Below are 17,445 nucleotides of genomic sequence, written 5' to 3' on the forward strand. Positions count from 1 at the left end.
GGTCGGGCTTGCGGCGGAGTGGGGGTCGGGTCAGGCGCATCGCGGCACCTCCGGAGTCGTGCCCGACGACGCGGCGAGCGCGTCGGGCGAGGTGGTGTGCGCGGGAGTGGCTGGTGTCCTCCCGCACCCCCGAACTCCGGTTTCCGGGCCCTTTGGGGACACGCCGCGCCGGACTTTCTCGGCGGCATGAGCACCCAGATCGGTGACATCCGATGACGATCCGCAGCGGGCAAGGGCCGCGCGAGCACCACCGGTGATGATCAGCGCGTCGGTTGCTTGGGTGGCCGGGTCACCGTGGGCGGGACCGGCGGGTGACTCGGTTGACGCGGTGTCGCGGAGGTAGGCGACGAGCCGGTGTTCGGCGCGCTGTCGGGTCTTCTTGACGGCCTCGTACGTAACGCCGCGGTCCTCGGCGGCGGTGGCCAGCGGCACGCCTTCCAACCGGGTGGAGCCGATCAGCTCCGCTTCGTCGGCGGTGATGGCCCCCTCGGCGACGGCGCGGGCGAGGACGAAGTCGGGGTGCCCCCAGGGGTGCGGCGGCAGGGTCGAGCGGAACCCGTGCCCTGAGGGCACCGGTGCGTCGAGGGCCTCGCGCACGGCGGTGTGTCCGGCGCGGTAGGCGGCCCACCGCAGGCGCAGCATGATCCGCGGCTTGCGCAGGTCGATGGTCGCGAGTTCGGTCAGGAAGCCGGCCAGCACGGCGGCGTCGATGTCGGCCGGATCGCCGGCCCATCGCGCGGTGAGTTTCCCGGCGATGGTGGCGAGCGCGGGCAGCGCGACCCCGGTGCAGCCGACCGTCCAGGTGGCCCCTTCGGTGCGGGAGAGAAGGACGAGATGCGCCCACGCGGCGTCGCGCAGAGCCTGCGGGCAGCGGCGGCGCAGCAGCCGGTCGCGCAGCTCGGCCAGCGGCACGCGGCGCGGCGGGAGGCCGGGGAACAGGCGGCCGTCGACGGAGACCGGATGCGGCCCGGCGGCCAGCCATTCGAAGGCGGCGCGGGCGGCGTCCAGAGGCCCGAGTTCACGCTCGAACCCGGCGCGGGGAATTGTGTAGTTCCAGACCATGACATACCCCTCGAAGGAGACGTAGAACAACGACTCCGCAAGGACGCCACAAGGGGTAGTACCAACCGATGACCGAACTGGTACCGAACTAGTACAAAACTAGTACCGGCGATCTTGAGCGGCCATTTCCGCGAGGTGTCAAGATCAGAAGACGGGGCGGTCAACGATCATGTCGCGCGTTCGAGAGGCGCATCACATGATCATCGGTAATGGCTTGTGAGCTGCCCATATGTAGCAACGGTACTAGATCGGTACCAGTTCGGTCACAGGCACACCCGAAGGCGTTGAACCCTCCACTCCAATCGCTGCGACTCGACTCGCGCAGGCTGCCTCAAAACTTTCTTGGGCTCCCAGTAAGGCGGCTTCGTTCGTCCCGGAAGAACCCTCGCGCGGGGCGCACATGCGGTCTCTCGCCAACTCATAAGGTCACCACGAAAAGACGTATTAAAAAGTCACGGGACGGTTGTCCCCAAAGGGCACGTATTTCGGAGTTCGGGGTGTCATCGGCGCCACGCACAGCTGTGGCGCACCCCCGGTTCTGGAGGCATCCGTGACCCAGTCCGACAAGCCCACGACGCGCGGCCCGCGGCGGCGCGACGACACCACCCGCCCACCGACCACCCGCTCCAGCGCACGCCGAAGCGTGGATCGCAGGCCCTACCCGACCGCCCCCACGACCACCAAGGTGAGCCCCGCCAAGCCTGGCGGGGCGAGTACCCAGAAGCGCTCGCGCGCGGCGGCGGCGACCCCGACTCCCGCGACGGTCTGGGCGTGCGGACCGACCCCGGTCGACCCGCGGGCGACGTGGCCACCGCCGATCATCGCCAAGATCGTCGGCTCGTTCAGCAAGCCCCGCGATCGGGTCGTCGTCCTGCCGTGGCCGGCCACCACCACGCCCACGCCGCTCACCCCGGTCGGCGCTGACGGTGTGATCGATCGTGCCCCCGGCGCCGATGGAGATGACGACGCGCTGGTGGCCGTGGACATCATCGAAAGCCTGGACCGCTGGGCGCGAGTGATCGAGTTTCCGGGGGACGTCACCGTGACCGCGACGGCGTCCAAGCCCTTCTGGGCCGATCTTGTCGGCGACCCCGGCAGTGACTCCGAAGCCCTGTCCCCACGGCCGCGCAGCAGCCTCGACAGTGGAGCGCTGGGCAGCCTCGACGCTGCCGACACGAATGTGGATCTGGTCATCACGAGCCTGCCCCCGGAGCAGGCCGTCGAGCACCACGGCGACCTCGTGGCGCTGCTCGCCGCCCGGCTGCTGCGGGTCGGCGGCATCCTCGTCGTGCTCACGCATTGTGACTGGTCGTCAGGTGAGCTGATCGACCCGACCGGCGCGGTGGTGGCGGCCGGGCAGAACGCCGACCTGCTCTACCTCCAGCACGTCGTCGCCCCGCACGTGCCCATCCACAACGGCGAGTTCCTCCCCGCTCTCGACAGCTCCGCGCCCGACGACGAAGCGCGTGCGCAGCACCGCGCGGCGGTGCGCGGGCTGCCCGCGCCGCATCGGCGGATCCACTCCGACGTCCTGGTGTTCGCCCAGCCACACGATCAGCAGCCGCTGCCGCTGACTCCGGCCGCCGCGGCGTTCGAGACGGGAGTCATCCGATGACTACCCCGCCGAAGCCGAACCCCGCCGACACCGGCACCCGTCTCGCGGAAGGCACTCCCGTGGCACACGAACACGTCCCGAACGCCCTGACCGAGACCTCCGTGCGGGTCGCCGCCGACGACCTCGGCACCAGGCCGGGCTCCCCGTCCGGGGAGGTGCCGGAGGCCGCGGCGGTGTCGGTGTGGACCACCGCGCAGACCTCACCGGCCGCCCAGCGCAAGGGCCGCTACACCGCCGAGTCGACCGCGCACCCGGCCAAGATGCTCCCGGCCGTAGCCGCCCACGCGATCGCCCACTACACCGAGCCCGGCGACCTGGTGCTCGACCCGATGTGCGGGATCGGCACCACCCTGGTCGAGGCCGTGCACGCCGGACGACGGGCTGTCGGGGTGGAGTACGAGCCGCACTGGGTCGACGTGGCCCGCGCGAATCTCGACCTCGCCGTGGAGCACGACGTCGAGCACGAGGGGCGGGTGTTCCACGGCGACGCCCGCCAACTCTCCGCGCTGTTGCCGCCGGAGTACGTGGGGCAGGCCGCGCTCGTGGTCACCAGCCCGCCCTACGGTCCGTCGACGCACGGGCAGGTGTCGGTCGTGCCCGGCGGCGGGGTGCAGAAGTACCACCACCTCTACGGCAACACCCTCGACCGCGGGAACCTCGCCAACATCGGCCACCACCGGTTGCTGTCCGGGTTCACCCGCATCCTCGCCGAGCTGACCGCATTTCTGCGGCCGGGCGGACATATCGCGATCACCATCCGGCCCTGGCGCGAGCACGCCGAGCTGATCGACCTACCCTCGCAGATCCTGGCCTGCGGCCGGCACGCCGGGCTGATCCCGGTCGAGCGGTGCGTCGCACTGCTGGCGCGCGCGGCCGAGCACGACCTCGTCGCGCGCGGGTCCTTCTTCCAACGCGATTTCATCCGCAAGCAGCGCGAGGCAGGGCTTCCGTTGCACCTGATCGCGCACGAAGACGTGCTGGTCTTTCGGACGCCGCTGCGCCGCGTCGCGGGTGCGGCAGGTGCGTCGCCTTCCGGGAACTTCCGAGGTTCCGCCGGCCGGGCACGACTCGGCACGAGCCCGACGGAGCACTCGGGTGCGCCCGAGAGCCGGGCGGCATGAGCACCCGGCCGCGGCGCACCGACCAGGACTCGGCGCGTCGCCTCCCCGCGAGTTCGGCGGCACCGGAGACAGCAGCGCCGGTGGCGCTCGCGGTCGCTGCGAGTCCGGGGCCGGCCGTGGGATCGGTGTGCACCGGCTACGGCGGACTCGACCTCGGAGTGCTCGCCGCGCTGGGCGGGGGACGCATCGCGTGGTGCGCCGACACCGACCCGCACATCGCGCAGATCCTCGCCGACCGGATGCCCGGTGTCCCGAACCTCGGCGACGTCCGCGCCATTGACTGGGCCGCCGTCGAGCCGGTCGACGTCCTCGTCGCCGGGTTCCCGTGCCAGGACATCTCCGCCGCAGGCAAGCGGCGCGGCATCGAGAAAGGCGAACGCAGTGGACTCTGGTCGGACATCGTGGCGGGCGTTCGCGTACTACGACCCGCGCTGCTCGTCGTGGAGAACGTCGCCGCGCTTCGCTGGAAAGGCGGAGGTCTCCACCGTGTACTCGGCGACCTGGCCGAAGCGGGGTATGACGCGCTCTGGCGTAGCGTCCGCGCCGCCGACATCGGCGCCGCGCACCGCAGGGAACGTGTGTTCCTGCTCGCCTGGCCCCGACACGGCGACGACGATGTTGCCGACGCCGACCGCGCACGACGGCAGCTCCAACGGCGTCAGTGCGGCGAGCAGGCAGGGCGGTCCCTCGCTGCTCGACCGGCTGCGGTTGCTGCCGACACCGACGGCGGCGGACTCCCGGTCGGCGGCGATCCAGACCGTGCTCCAGCCGGGTCGCCCGACGCCCGTCGGGTGCGTGACGCTGACCGACTCGGTCCGGTTGCTGCCGACGCCACGCGCGTCGGACACCGGAACAGCGGGACGTCGAGCGGGAGCGGGGTTCCGTCCGCCACTATCGCAACAGGTCCTCCCGCTGGTGGATCCCGAAGCATTCCTGCCGACCCCGCGGGCCACCGACGGCACGAAAGGGTGCCCGGCGCAGCGGGGCTCCAAGGGGGACCTGATGCTGCCCTCGGCGATCATCCGGCTGCTGCCGTCGCGGGATCCGGACGCCACCTCGTAGCCGTCCCCGACAGCCCGCCCGACACCGACGAGGTGTCGACGGAAACGGGCGGCGCAAACGTGGACTGGGGCAGCTACTCGGCCGCCGTACACCGGTGGGAACACCTGCTCGGACGGCGAACTCCACATCCGACTCAGCCGGGGCGACACGGCCGCCCGGTGCTGGCCCCCGCGTTCGTCGAGCACCTCATGGGCCTTCCCGCCGGATGGGTGACCGACCTGTCCCTGCCGCGCACCGCGCAGCTGCGGGCGCTGGGCAACGGCGTCGTCCCACAGCAGGCCGCCTACGCGGTGGCCCTGCTGCTGGCCGACCTCGCCGCACTCCTCGCCACCGACGAGCACGCTGGGCATGGGCGGGAGGCGAACGCGGCATGACCTCGCGACACTCGACCTCCGAGCCCGGCCCGGCCTTGCGATTGCTGTCGCTGGGCGCCGGTGTTCAGAGCACCGCCGTGCTGTTGCTCGCCTGCGATGGCGTGATTCCGCGCTTCGACTACGCGCTGTTCGCCGACACCGGGTGGGAACCACGCGCGGTCTACGACAACCTCGCACGGCTCCGTGCTCATGCTCAGCGCGCGGACATTCCGGTGCTCACTGTCTCCGGCGGCAACATCCGCACCGACGCGCTCGACCCCGAGCACCGGTTCGTGTCGATGCCGTTGCACGTGCTGAACGCGGACGGCTCCCGAGGACTGGCACGACGACAGTGCACCAGCGAGTACAAGATCACGCCGCTGAAGAGAGCGGCGCGACAACTGCTCGGTTACCCGCATCCGCGCCGCGTGCCGCGCGGTGTGTACGTCGAGCAGGCCATCGGCATCAGCACCGACGAGTTCACGCGGGCCAAGGACTCCGGCCTGCGCTACCTGCGCAACGTCTTCCCGCTGATTGATCTCGACTGGGACCGTGCCGCCTGCGCGGCCTATCTCGCCGAGCGTGGTTTCGGGGACACGGTGAAGTCCGCGTGCGTCGGCTGTCCCTTCCACGGGCAGGCGGGTTGGCGGTGGATCCGCGACAACGACCCCGACGGGTGGGCGCAGGCAGTCGAGTTCGACAAGGCCATCCGCCACGGCTATCCGCGCGCCACCGAGCAAGGCCAGCACTTGCGCGGGCAGTACTTCCTGCACCGCTCCTGCCGGCCGCTCGGCGAAGTCGACCTCGACCCACCCGCCTCGGCGAAGCGGCTCCTCCGTGCCGTCGCCGCCGACCCGGTGGAGGACACCGATCCGGACGGATGCTCGCCGTGGTCGTGCCGCTCCGGCAGGGCAGTCGCCTCGGAGCGTGCGGCATGACGCACACGCACAGCATGGCCAGCACCGCCTCGCACGGTTTCCGCAACCGGTTGGCCGGTGCGGGCCGCCGACTCGGCTGGGTGGGCTTGGTGGTGGCGACGGCCTACGTCAGCTCGGTCGTCATGGCGAACTGGGCATCCACCCACTGGGCCGCTCTGCTGCTCGGTCCGGTCACCGTGCCCGCGGGGACGCTGTGGGCGGGAGTGACCTTCACCCTGCGCGACCTGCTGCACGAATCCCTCGGCACACGCGGCGTCGTCACCGCGATCACGGTCGGGACAGGGTTGTCCTGGGTCCTGGCCACACCGCAGATCGCAGTCGCGAGCGTGGTCGCGTTCGCGGTGTCCGAGACGATCGACTCCGCGATCTACGCCCTGCTCCGCGGCGAGTCCCCGCTGCAGGCGGTGCTCGGCTCGAACATCGCCGGGCTGCTCGTGGACAGCGTGCTGTTCGTCCCGCTCGCCTTCGGGTCCTTCACCGCCGTGCCCGGTCAGCTCCTGGGCAAGGCGGTCGCCACGCTGCTGACGGTCGTGGTGCTGTGGGCTGTGCGGCGCGGTCGGCGGGCGGTGTCGTGATGAGGGTCTACCTCGGCGCGCACCAACCCGCCTGGCTGGCCCGCGATCTCGGGGTCCCGTTGCTGGTCTCGCACCGGCGGCTCGCCGGGCGCCGCACGTTCCCGCGCGCGAGTGGGCCGTGGGCGCTGGACTCCGGCGGGTTCACCGAGCTGTCCCTGCACGGGGGCTGGCGCATCGACGCCCGCACGTACGCCAGCGCGGTGCGCCGGTACTCCGACGAGATCGGGCAACTGGACTTCGCCGCCCCGATGGACTGGATGACAGAGAACCAAGTCCTCGCCCGCACGGGTGCCAGTTTGCGCACGCACCAGCACCGCACGGTCGCGAACTACCTCCGGCTGCGGGACCTGGAACCCGACCTGCCATTCATCCCCGTGTTGCAAGGCCAGAGTGTCGCCGACTACCACCGGTGCGCGGACTCCTACGAGAAGCACGGCGTCGACCTCGCCGCGCTGCCGTTGGTCGGGGTCGGCAGCGTCTGCCGCCGCCAGCACACCCTCGAGGTCGAGCAGATCATGCGCTCGCTCGTCGGCCGCGGGCTGCGGCTGCACGGGTTCGGGGTCAAGGTCACCGGCCTCGGTCGGTACGCCGACACCCTCGCCAGCACCGACTCGATGGCCTGGAGTCTGCGCGGCCGGTACGTCCCCGGCTGCTCGCCCAGCCATCGCAGCGAGTCCAACTGCGTCCATTTCGCCCTGGCCTGGCACGCACGGCTCCTGGCGTCGCTGCCGACCGAAGGCGCCGACCAGCGCGACGACCGCGGGCCCGGCAGCGCGCCAACCACCTTGCGCGCAACGAGATCCCCGAGCCCGGCCAGTGCGAGCTCGTCCGCCCCCACCGTGCGCGTCCTGACCCGCCCACGACACCAGCGGCACGCCCCCGCCGACCCCGCACACCTCGCCGCCGCGTAGCGCGACCCCGTGAAGGGAGATCCACCATGCCTTCGAACACCACACCGGACGATTCCGTCGACGACGTAGCGCACGGCGCGACCTCAAATCGAGAGTCGTTGCCCCAACGCCTCGTCACCCACGGCACGCGGCTGTTCGGTGCGACCCGTCGATCGCGATCCGGCGGCACGAACACCCCCACGGGCGACCTGACGACGGCGTCGTGGTCGGCCCGTCAGCGAGTGCTGCGCGCGTACCACGCCGACAACCTCACCAAGGCCCGCCACTGTTCCGAACAACTCGTACGCGCGGGCTTCAACACCGGCGACATCCCCTACGGCTACCGACCCCAACGCGTCCGGGTCTGTCCGCCGGGCAGGCGACCGCGCTGGCGGACACGCCTGCGCATCGAACCGGTCGAAGCCTCCACCGTGCGCATGATCTTCGTGTGGCGCGGCGAAGACCGCTTGCACACCAGGCAGATCCTGCGACGGCTCACCGAGTCGCGCTACCCGGCACCCCTGGACCCGGACACCGGACAGCCCAGCATGTGGACGTTGGCCGTCGTGCGGGCGATCCTGCGCAACCCCAAGTACCTCGGCCGTCAGGTGTGGGGGCGCACCCGCCACGGCAAACGCGCTCCGCGAGAGCAGTGGGTGTGGTCCGACGTGTGGGTGCACCCGCCGCTGATCACAGCCGAGGAGTTCGCCGCAGCCAACCCGCACCTTCGCTTCCAGGAGCCAGCCACCGCCGTCACGGCTGCGTGAAACCTGTCCATCCACCACAGACAGACGTATCCGACCACGGACTCGCCGTGAGGGTCGTGGCCGGATGGCCTGGCAACAATGCGGGAGATCGTGATGCGGGAAACCAGTACGGAGCAACAGGATCTCGTCGAAACACCGCCGGACACGCCTCCGCTTCTCTACACCCCGGCCGAGGCCGCCGTCCTTCTCGCGGTCAAGGAGTCCTGGCTGCGCAGGCAAGCGGGGCAACGCCGGGTCCCGTGCACCCATCTCGGCAAGCACCTGCGGTTCTCCGACGCCGACCTCCGGGTGATCGTGGAGTCGGCCCAGCGGAGCGTCCGCACCAGAAGTCGCCCTCCGCGGCGGCGCTGAACGATTCCGGCCGAGGAGCCTCGGAAGGTCCTTTTCAGACGGTGGAAAGTTCTTTTACGACAACGCTTGCCCTTCGCGATCTATCGAGCGTCCATGTGCCTGTCACACCCGTGACCCCCACACCGATTCGAAGGTGGTATTCATGGCCTGGGTAGAGAAGTGCGGCGACAACACCTGGCGCGTCCGCTACCGCCGAGACGACGACAGCATCGGTTCGATCCCCGGATTCGCCACAGAGCAAGCAGCGCAAGACCACGTCGACGACATGAAATCGGAGCAGCGCAAAGGAACCTGGCTCGATCCGGCCGGCGGCCAGACCACACTCAGCGAGTTCCTCCCCGACTTCTGGGACGCGATCGACGTCGACCTGCGCACTGAGGAGAACTACCGCAGCATCGTGCGCAAACACATCGAGCCCCGCTGGGGCGACACCGCCTTCGCGGACTTCAAGAACCTGAAGATCCAGGCATGGGCCAAAGAGCTGCGCACCCGTCTGTCGCCGGTCACGGTGCAGGGCATCACCAAGCTGCTGTCCTTGATCCTGTCCGACGCGGTCGACGAGAAGCTCATCGGGGCCAACCCGATCCGACCTCCTCGCCGTGGCCGCCGACGCCACGGCCAGCGTCCGAAGAAGAAGGTCTGGGCCGAACCCCTCGAACTGCTCGAGGTCGCCGACCAGATCGCCGCCTGCTACGGGCGAAGCGGCGCCATCCTGGAGGTCACCGCCGGATGGACCGGAGCCCGCTGGGGCGAACTGACTGGCCTGCAACGGCGCAACGTGCACCTGTTCGACGACGACACCGGCTTCATCGTCATCGAACCCGACACCGGCACCCTGCACGAATCCGCCTCAGGCCAGTTGTGGCTCGGCCCGCCCAAGACCGAGGCCTCCGCCCGCACCATCAGCCTCGTGCCGTTCAACGTCCGACTGCTGCGCGTCCAGCTCGCCTCACACAACCACCCGCACGTCTTCATCGGCCCCGACGGCGGACTACTCCGGCGCAGCAACTTCGCCCGCCGCGCCCAGCGCCCCGCCGCCGACGGCAACCTCCACGTCGACAACCCCAGGATCCGGCTACACCCGGCCAAACCCGGCCTGACCTTCCACGGCACCCGCCACAGCCACAAGACCTGGATGATCGACGACGGCATCCCCGAAATCGCCCAGGCACTCCGCCTCGGACACGTCATGCCCGACAAAGTCCAAGAGACCTACTCCCACGTCGCCGCCGCCGTCGAAGCCCGCCTGCTTCAACACCTGCAGGAACGGTGGGACAAGGCCGTCATCAACGCACCTGTCGACGTCGACAGCAACTGGCGTGACGCCGCCTGACACGCTCCGTACGCCATTGGGGAGACCTCGCCGGAACCCGCCGGGGTGTCGTAGCCAACCCAGCGAGAATCCTCGCCGTGCGGTCGCAACGAGTCGCCGTGACACGCGAGGCAGCTCGCGTCCGGAGATGCATCGTTGGGTTGGTATGGCGTGGTCAACATCGAGATTCCCCTCCACCGACGGCCGTCATGACAGGCTGCATCGGGTCCACCGACTCGTGCCGTTCTCCGCAGTGCGGGAGCAGAAATAGCTCGGCGGGGTCTGCATCACTAACCGTAGAGTTCACACCTCACGGACGGAGGAGCGAACGGTGACACACCCGGCGGTACCCGACTTCGACCACCGCCTCACGGAGTTCCGGTCGGCGACGTTCACCGAGTTGCGGCCGGGGCAGCGCCAGGTCCTCGCCACGTATGCCACGCAGCACCTCGACACCGCAGACCTGGCCATCGAGATGCCGACCGGCGAAGGGAAAACCCTGCTGGCCCTGTTGATCGCCGACTACGCCCTCGACCGGGGTCAGTCGGTGGCCTACTTGACCGGCACGCGTCAGCTTGCTGAACGGGTCGAGAAGGAGGCCGACGCGCTGGGGCTGGATGTCGTCCGCTTCGCCGCAAGGGACTACGGCGGTGCCAAGCTCGACGACTACCACCAAGCTCGGGCCATCGGCGTGATGAACTACTGGGTCTACTTCAACAGCAGGCCCGTACCTCAACCAGCAGACCTGGTCATCTTCGACGACGCCCACCTCGCTGAGCAACCGCTCAGCGGCTTGCAGACCCTGCGCATCCCAGACAAACAAGGTGCCGCCCGCGAGCTCTACCGCGCCATCTGCGAACTCGCGGTCGCGCACACCGACGCCTACCCTGGCTTGCGCGCGATGCTGGACGGCACGGCCCGTCCAGGCACCCCGCCGGAACTGTTGTCGTTCAGCGACTGGGCGACGATTGCGACCCCGGTCCGCGACGCCGTCGAGGCGTCGCGGCTCGTCGCCGAGGACGAGATCCGGTACGTCTGGCCCACCATTCGCGACCACCTCGGCCAATGCGGAGTGCTCATCGGGCCGTCCGGTATCGAGATCCGCCCCTATCACCCGCCGACCGCGCTCAACACCTGGTACAGCCGGGCCAAGCAGCGGATCTACCTGTCCGCCACGCTCGGGTCGATGGACGACCTGCAGCGGCGCGTCGGCGGCGGCCCGGTCACCCGTCTGGTCACCGAACAACCGCTTCCCCTCGGCGCGACGGGCGAGCGGCTGCTGGTGCTCAACCCGAGCGCGGAGCAGCCCTTCGACTCCACCGTGCTCAGCTGGGCGCTGGGCCAGGTCCAGGTCGCAGGCGGACGAGCCGCTTGGTTGTGCGCCAGCCACGCCGAGGCCGACACCCTCCAGGAGATCCTCACCGCCAGCGGGCAGACGGTCTACCGGCTTCGGCCCGGCGACGATGCGATGGTCGACACCTGGAGCCAGGTGACGAACGGGCATCTGGTCACCGCGGGCCGCTACGACGGGCTCGACCTCGCAGGCGATGTCTGCAAGCTGGTCATCATCACCACGGTCCCACAGGCCAGCAGCGAGTTCGAGCGGTTCGTCGTCGCCTACCTCGGCGACGCCAGCTTCATGCGTCACCGCGTCGGACAGCGGGTCACTCAGGCCCTCGGCCGCGCCAACCGCGACGCCACCGACCGATCCCTCTACCTGGGGCTGGATCCCACGTTCGCGCAGATGCTCGCCGACCCGGCGGTCCGCAAGTCCATCCCCGCCGGCACCGAACCCACCATCCGGGCCGCGCTGGAACTTTACGACGAAGGCTGGGGCGGCACACTGCGCGCGTGCGGAGCCTTCTGGCAACAGGCCGAGATCACTCCGGTTTCGGTTGGCGCGGATGGACAAGCAACAACTCGACGCAAGGTGCGCCCCGGCCGCAACACCGGCGGAAGCAGCGACGTGTCCAGCGCCGACGACGAGGTGTCAGCGGCGACCGACCTCTGGATCGGCGACCACGCGGGAGCCGTGAAGAAGGCCCGCGACGCCGCGACCCAGCTCGCCTCCGCCGGAGAGACCGAGCACTCGGCGTTCTGGCGCTACGTAGAGGCCCACGCCCACTTCGACCGGGGACGCCCCCAGGACCTGGCCGCCGCGCGGGAGGCCCTGGAGGACGCCACCAACAACGGCCCGCGCACCACCTGGTTCCGCCGGCTGGCCCGCACCATCGCCGACCTCGAGGGCTACCAACGGACCGCCGACGACATCGACCGATTCTTCCTCGCCTGGGACGAGTGGCGCCGCGAAGCCGGTGCCCGCCTCGACCGCGCGCTCTCCGACGGCCGCACCCTGCTCACCGGCAGCCACGACCAGCAGTGCGAGGGCCTGAAGGTCCTCGCCCGCCTCGTCGGCGCAAGCGGGGAACGCCCACCCAAGTCCGAGCAGAGTGCCACGGACTGCCGCTGGACCTGGTCCACGGCCAAGCGCGCCGAGCGCCGCGTGTGGGAAGTCAAGACGGTGAAGGGCAGCGAGCCCAAGTCGCTCATCCGCGGCGACGTCAACCAACTCCTCGGGCAGATCGAGGTCGAGACCAGGCGCTCGGCAAAGACCCGCGTCTATGGCTGCCTGCTCACCCCGGCAACCACCGCCAAGATCGACGCCGCCGAAGCAGCCCACGACAAGATCGTATTGGTCAACCATGGCGCGGCCGTCCGGCTCTACGACGTGCTGGCCGACCGGCTCCGGCAGTACGACGCGCTGTGCGGCGACGGCAACGCCGAAGCACGCGGCGAAGCACGCACGAAGATCGAGTCCCTCCTGCCCCAGGACGGCTGGCTCGGCAAGCTGCTGGCCCCGACCCAAGGTCAGCTGATCACTGCCGACGACGTGGCCGCCATCTTCCCGTCGACCTGACCGAATCCTCGATGCGGCTCAAGCAGGGCTCCACCGCACTTGTGCGCCTTGAGCACGGTCGGGTCACCTGGCAGCTGCGAAGTGTTCGCTGGGTGTGATCGGCGGTAACGTACTGCATCGATCACTCGATGCGTTTGACGGAACGGCGCGACACCGGTCGAGTCGTCGGACTTCTACCGGACCGGTTGGAGGTGGTCGCCGATGACTCAGGACGCCGCCGTGGCAGCGGGGCTGCCAGCCGGAGTTCCCGTCGGCGAGGCACGCATCAACTTCGCGGCCCATCAGGCACGAGCCAACGCTCAAGGCGCCCGTCAAGACTTCGAGGAGATGATCGGCCAGCTGGTCCACGCGGTTCGCCCTGGGGTTGCCCGGATGGTCGCGGCGAACCCCGGAGACTGGGGTATCGACGTCTTCGTCGGCGACCTCGGCGGCGCGGTGACGGTGTGGCAGTCGAAGTACTTCATGCCGGAAGTCGCCGGCAAGACCCACCAGGCACAGATCCGTGAGTCGTTCGACTCGGTGGTCAAGAACGCCGCCGAGCAGGGCTTCACGGTGACGCAATGGATCCTCTGCGTTCCGTCGAGCATGGACGGCCCCATGTCGAAGTGGTGGGCCACATGGAAACGGAAGAAGGAGCGCGACTCCGGGGTGGTGATCGACCTGTGGGACGAGACCGAACTGCGCAGCCTGCTGATCTCCCCCGACGCGGAGTCGGTGCGTCGGCACTACTACGAGCCAGCCAGGGCGACACAGCCGGAAGCCGCGGTCGTCGGCCTTGCCGACGATGACGCCGACAGGCTGGAGACAGCCCTGTTCGTCCGCCAGTTGAGGGAAGCCGGACATGTCGAGGTCACGGCGTCCAAGCAGCAGTTCTTCAACGCCGAGCTCATGGCGCGGGAGGTCGTGGACAAGGGCGTCCCGGCCGAAGTCGCCGCGCTGTCGTCGGCAGACGCGGTCGTGCACAGCCTGTGGGAAGACCACTTCAACGAGGCGTGCCAAGCGCAAGAAGATGGGCGTCTTCCCGGCCTGCACAAGGCCGTCATGAGCGAGATCCGTGCCCAGTACGCGACTTTGGGTGCGGGTATCCCCGGCGGGCCCGTGCACACCTGCGGCCTGATGCACCGGGTGGTCGACAACCGCCGGGCAGGCTGGGTGCGCCACTGGCGTCAGGTCGCCGACGAGCACGCACAAGCCGACGATCCGCAGCCGCACAACACAACCGGCGAACTCAGCCCTCCCTCATCGAGCGCATCATGACTACCCCTCATGTTCTAGCGACGGGCGAGAACGACTCCTCGCCGGTCGTCGTGCCGGAGGACGACGTCATCTTCCGCCTCGCGCAACTGCTCCTGCTGCTCACGTCATTGCAGCGCCTGCGACAGCCTGGCATCTCGCTGGAGCGATTGGGCTGCTACGACTTTCTGGTCGCCAACCCGTTGCTCGTCGTCACCTACGAGGACGACGCGGACCGCAAGCGCCTGCTGATGGCGGGCTTCGACGGTCGTGCGTTGATCTACGCGAGCCCGGCGCACCGGTTCACCACCCGGCGGGAGCGTCTCCAGCACGACTTGGCCTTGCTGGTCGCCTACGGCTTGGTCGCGCCCACCGTCGACAAGAGCGTCCTGTACGCGGTCACTCCGTCCGGAGTCGACCTCGCCGGACGGTTTACCGCGGTCTACGCGAAGTCCTACCGCTTGTCGGCGGAGATCATCATCCGCCGCTTGGCACGCCTGAGCGACACGCGGCTACGTGAAGCGGTCCGCACATGGACCACCGTGGGGTACGACGCCCCACGGCCCGAGGCGCTCGACCTGCTCGACGCCGTGGACCTGCTGCACGATCACCAGGCGGCAGAGACCTGGACCGAGAACACCGTGGCCTCATCCCCTACTGACGGACAGCCCACATGAACACTCCGCCGGAGCACACAGCCGCTGACCTCCCCGATGCCGCGTCCGCGGGAACCGGAACCGGCTCACCCGCCGACGGCCAGCAGGAGCAGGGCTCGTGGCAGGGCGTCCGCGTGCTCCGACTCCGGCTGAAGGGCGTCGACCGGGACTACGAAGTCGACTTCCGGGACGGCGAGGATGACGGTCCCCGGTCGCTGTCGGTGGTGGCCGGGGCGTTCAGCACGGGCAAGTCCTCCGTGCTGGAGTTCATCGCCTACTGCCTGGGCGCGAGCAGCCACCCACAGCACCCAGAGATCATGCGCAAGGTCAGGTCGGCGCTGCTCGAAGTAGAGCTCGGCGGGCAGCCGCACGTGATCGAGCGGGCAGTCGGCGAGCCCTCGACCGCGGCGTTCGTCCGCCCAGGGCGTCTCGGCGAGATCGAAACCCCGCCGATGGAACGGCGCGTGATCAAGCCCGCGGGCGACCCTGCGAGCCTGTCCAGCCTGCTGCTGTCCTACTGCGGCCTGGAAGGGGTGGAGCTGCGGGAAGCACCGACACAAGCGGAGTCGGGCACCGACCCGCTCAGCATCCGCGACCTGCTGTGGCTGTGCTTCATGCCCAACGAACGCCTCGACGACAAGAACCTGTTGTTCGACGGCTCTCCGATGAAACGACTCAAGCTGCGCCAGGTCGTGGACGTCGTCTTCGGCGTCCACGACGACAAGGCAGTCGAACTCGGCCGGCGAGTCAAGGAGCTGGAGACCAGGCTCGGCCGCGCACGCACCGAGTACGCCACGACCCAGGCATTCCTCGACGAACAGGAACTCGGGTCCCGCATCCAGGTCGAACTCGCCCGCGACGAAGCCGACAGGGCATCGACGGAGGCGGATCGCGCACTGACCGACCTGGACAGCCAGATTCGCGCCGCGTCGACGTTCGCCACCGAACTGCGCAGCCGGCACCGCGACGCCGCGCGCCGCGCCCGACAAGCCGCTGCCGTGCTTCGTGACCGGGAGACACACCTGCGCAGGCTCATCCCCCTGCGCGCCCAGTACGCCGACGACATCACCAAGCTCACCATGCTCGCCGAAGCGCGGATGCTGTTCGACCCGCTTCAGGTGAAGGTGTGCCCGGCGTGCCTGACCACGCTCCGCGAAGCACCGCACATCGCCGACGGCCACTGCACCCTCTGCACCTCCGAGATATCCGAACACCACACCGGGCAGGCTGAAACCGACACCGCCCGGAACGGCTCCACCCCGGCGACCCATGCGGGCACCGACGGGCTCATGACCGAGCCGAAGTTCGACGTCTCCTCCGAGTTGAGGGCGACGAAGACCCGCCTGGCCGAAATCACCCAGTACGTCGAGGAACTCGATGGCGACCTGGGCCAGCTGCGAGCAGCCTCCGACGAAGCCGACACCCAGGAAGCCGAACTCGCGAATGCGGTCGACGCCGCCACCAACGAGGCCGTCAGTCCGTTCCTCAGCCAGCGCGACGACCTGATGCGCAGCAGGCAAACCGCTGCCGCGAACCTGGAACGGGCCCGCACCGCTATCAAGATGTTGGACAGCCTCGACCGACGCGCCACGACGGTCGGACGACTCGACACCGCGTTGAAGGCACTGCGCGGTGAGCTGGAACACGCCACCACACAGCCCGACCGCAACGACGTCATCCACCGCGTCAGCGAGCGGTACGCGGCGATCCTCACGGCGTGGCGATATCCAAAGCTCGAACAAGCGTTCGTCGACAACAACCTCGTCCCACACATGCGAGGCTCCACCTACACCCACGCCTCATCAGGCGGACGCACCCTGATCTCCCTGGCCTGGATCCTGGCCATCTTCGAGATCGCCTGGGAGACCGGCAGCGCCCACCCCGGCTTCCTCATGATCGACAGCCCGCAGAAGAACCTCGGCCAAGGCGGCGACCGCGACGCCGAGTTCGCCGACAGCATCGCCGTCGCAGACTTCTACAAACACCTGCACGACTGGCTGGCAGGTCCAGGTCACGGCGCACAGATCCTCGTCGTGGACAACGCCCCACCCGCCACAGTCGACGACGACGTCGTCGTCCGCTTCTCCCGACGAGCAGACCAGCCCCCGTACGGCTTGATCGAGGATGAGGTGTCCTGAATCCCAAGGACACACATCAAGAGCGCGATGCAGGGATATGAAGACTCGCCCGCTTCTCCTTCAGTGCGAGGGGGAGGTCTCCCGCAGCCACATGTCCGTCGAGCGTCCAGCGATGCCAAAGCCGAGCTAACCCATCCGCGCCGCACTCCGTCGTACTACTGCGACGTGTCCACTTGCCGCCCCGCTCCGGCCCGACATCGCACGTCCAGTTGGCCCCATCGTGACCGGACAACGCCCGGATTTGCCGCCCCGCGCGCCCGCTGCGCCAAGAACCAGGGCACCGTGGGCGCGTGGCACCGCCCGCCACCCCAGACGTGATCTGCGACGATCCCAAAGGTCCCGAGCAAACATCACCCAGACGGGCGGCATGCTCCTGGAGCAGATCCGTGACCCTATTTCGCGAGGTTCAGGGCCGTGCTCCAGTTTTGCTCCAGTTAGGGGTGCGACTGTCCACT

The 17,445-nt window shown here is 69.3% G+C and carries 16 protein-coding genes and 1 pseudogene; 15 read left to right on the forward strand and 2 right to left on the reverse strand.

The annotated features are described in order from the left end of the window. Positions 1-30: 30 nt before the first annotated feature. The gene (locus tag ACIA8G_RS21840; RefSeq protein ID WP_396420460.1) at positions 31-1,062 is read right to left on the reverse strand and encodes a hypothetical protein; all 1,032 of its coding nucleotides are present in this window, start codon (positions 1,060-1,062) and stop codon (positions 31-33) included. Between the two features lie 550 nt (positions 1,063-1,612). On the opposite strand from ACIA8G_RS21840, the gene ACIA8G_RS21845 reads away from it, so the two are divergent. From ACIA8G_RS21845 to ACIA8G_RS21855, 3 genes and pseudogenes are all read left to right on the forward strand, one after another. Continuing rightward, positions 1,613-2,677: a hypothetical protein gene (locus tag ACIA8G_RS21845; protein WP_396420461.1), complete on the forward strand. Its 1,065-nt coding sequence runs from the start codon at positions 1,613-1,615 to the stop codon at positions 2,675-2,677. Beyond that, positions 2,674-3,798 carry a TRM11 family SAM-dependent methyltransferase gene (locus ACIA8G_RS21850; RefSeq protein ID WP_396420462.1) on the forward strand — a complete coding sequence of 375 codons (1,125 nt, stop codon included), beginning with the start codon at positions 2,674-2,676 and terminating at the stop codon, positions 3,796-3,798. Before ACIA8G_RS21845 ends, ACIA8G_RS21850 begins: the two co-directional genes overlap by 4 nt. Continuing rightward, positions 3,795-4,331 (forward strand): annotated as a pseudogene (locus ACIA8G_RS21855) (DNA cytosine methyltransferase); the annotation flags it as partial. The gene ACIA8G_RS21850 and the pseudogene ACIA8G_RS21855, both read left to right, overlap by 4 nt. Here ACIA8G_RS21855 and ACIA8G_RS21860 read toward each other — a convergent pair. Then, on the reverse strand, positions 4,218-4,646 hold the full coding sequence (locus tag ACIA8G_RS21860) for a hypothetical protein (RefSeq protein WP_396420567.1): 429 nt from the start codon (positions 4,644-4,646) through the stop codon (positions 4,218-4,220). The pseudogene ACIA8G_RS21855 and the gene ACIA8G_RS21860 overlap by 114 nt on opposite strands. 67 nt (positions 4,647-4,713) lie before the next feature. Here ACIA8G_RS21860 and ACIA8G_RS21865 point away from each other — a divergent pair, with 67 nt between their 5' ends. The 12 genes from ACIA8G_RS21865 to ACIA8G_RS21920 all read left to right on the forward strand — a co-directional run bounded on the left by ACIA8G_RS21865 (position 4,714) and on the right by ACIA8G_RS21920 (position 16,990). Continuing rightward, positions 4,714-4,860, forward strand: coding sequence for a hypothetical protein (locus ACIA8G_RS21865; protein ID WP_396420568.1), 147 nt, complete (start codon positions 4,714-4,716; stop codon positions 4,858-4,860). Positions 4,861-5,018: 158 nt separating this feature from the next. After that, positions 5,019-5,234: a hypothetical protein gene (locus ACIA8G_RS21870; protein WP_396420569.1), complete on the forward strand. Its 216-nt coding sequence runs from the start codon at positions 5,019-5,021 to the stop codon at positions 5,232-5,234. Next, a complete protein-coding gene (locus ACIA8G_RS21875) occupies positions 5,231-6,151 on the forward strand; it encodes a hypothetical protein (protein ID WP_396420463.1) in 921 nt (306 codons plus the stop codon). Before ACIA8G_RS21870 ends, ACIA8G_RS21875 begins: the two co-directional genes overlap by 4 nt. Then, complete coding sequence (locus ACIA8G_RS21880) at positions 6,148-6,726, forward strand: VUT family protein (protein WP_396420464.1); 579 nt, start codon at positions 6,148-6,150, stop codon at positions 6,724-6,726. The genes ACIA8G_RS21875 and ACIA8G_RS21880 overlap by 4 nt, the downstream gene beginning before the upstream one ends. Further along, positions 6,726-7,637: a hypothetical protein gene (locus ACIA8G_RS21885; RefSeq protein ID WP_396420465.1), complete on the forward strand. Its 912-nt coding sequence runs from the start codon at positions 6,726-6,728 to the stop codon at positions 7,635-7,637. The genes ACIA8G_RS21880 and ACIA8G_RS21885 overlap by 1 nt, the downstream gene beginning before the upstream one ends. Positions 7,638-7,663: 26 nt before the next feature. Next, on the forward strand, positions 7,664-8,383 hold the full coding sequence (locus tag ACIA8G_RS21890) for a recombinase family protein (RefSeq protein ID WP_396420466.1): 720 nt from the start codon (positions 7,664-7,666) through the stop codon (positions 8,381-8,383). 78 nt (positions 8,384-8,461) lie between these two features. Then, the gene (locus ACIA8G_RS21895) at positions 8,462-8,734 is read left to right on the forward strand and encodes a helix-turn-helix domain-containing protein (RefSeq protein WP_396420467.1); all 273 of its coding nucleotides are present in this window, start codon (positions 8,462-8,464) and stop codon (positions 8,732-8,734) included. 142 nt (positions 8,735-8,876) lie between these two features. Further along, complete coding sequence (locus tag ACIA8G_RS21900; protein WP_396420468.1) at positions 8,877-10,067, forward strand: tyrosine-type recombinase/integrase; 1,191 nt, start codon at positions 8,877-8,879, stop codon at positions 10,065-10,067. A 310-nt stretch (positions 10,068-10,377) separates the two neighbouring features. Further along, the gene (locus tag ACIA8G_RS21905; RefSeq protein WP_396420469.1) at positions 10,378-12,963 is read left to right on the forward strand and encodes a DEAD/DEAH box helicase family protein; all 2,586 of its coding nucleotides are present in this window, start codon (positions 10,378-10,380) and stop codon (positions 12,961-12,963) included. Between the two features lie 201 nt (positions 12,964-13,164). Then, on the forward strand, positions 13,165-14,220 hold the full coding sequence (locus ACIA8G_RS21910; protein ID WP_396420470.1) for a hypothetical protein: 1,056 nt from the start codon (positions 13,165-13,167) through the stop codon (positions 14,218-14,220). Continuing rightward, entirely contained in the window at positions 14,217-14,873 is a 657-nt protein-coding gene (locus tag ACIA8G_RS21915; RefSeq protein WP_396420471.1) for an ABC-three component system middle component 2, read from the forward strand. The genes ACIA8G_RS21910 and ACIA8G_RS21915 overlap by 4 nt, the downstream gene beginning before the upstream one ends. Beyond that, on the forward strand, positions 14,870-16,990 hold the full coding sequence (locus ACIA8G_RS21920) for a hypothetical protein (protein ID WP_396420472.1): 2,121 nt from the start codon (positions 14,870-14,872) through the stop codon (positions 16,988-16,990). Before ACIA8G_RS21915 ends, ACIA8G_RS21920 begins: the two co-directional genes overlap by 4 nt. Positions 16,991-17,445 lie beyond the last annotated feature (455 nt).

Source organism: Lentzea sp. NPDC051213 (assembly GCF_044455585.1).
In the GTDB taxonomy this organism is placed as follows: domain Bacteria; phylum Actinomycetota; class Actinomycetes; order Mycobacteriales; family Pseudonocardiaceae; genus Lentzea.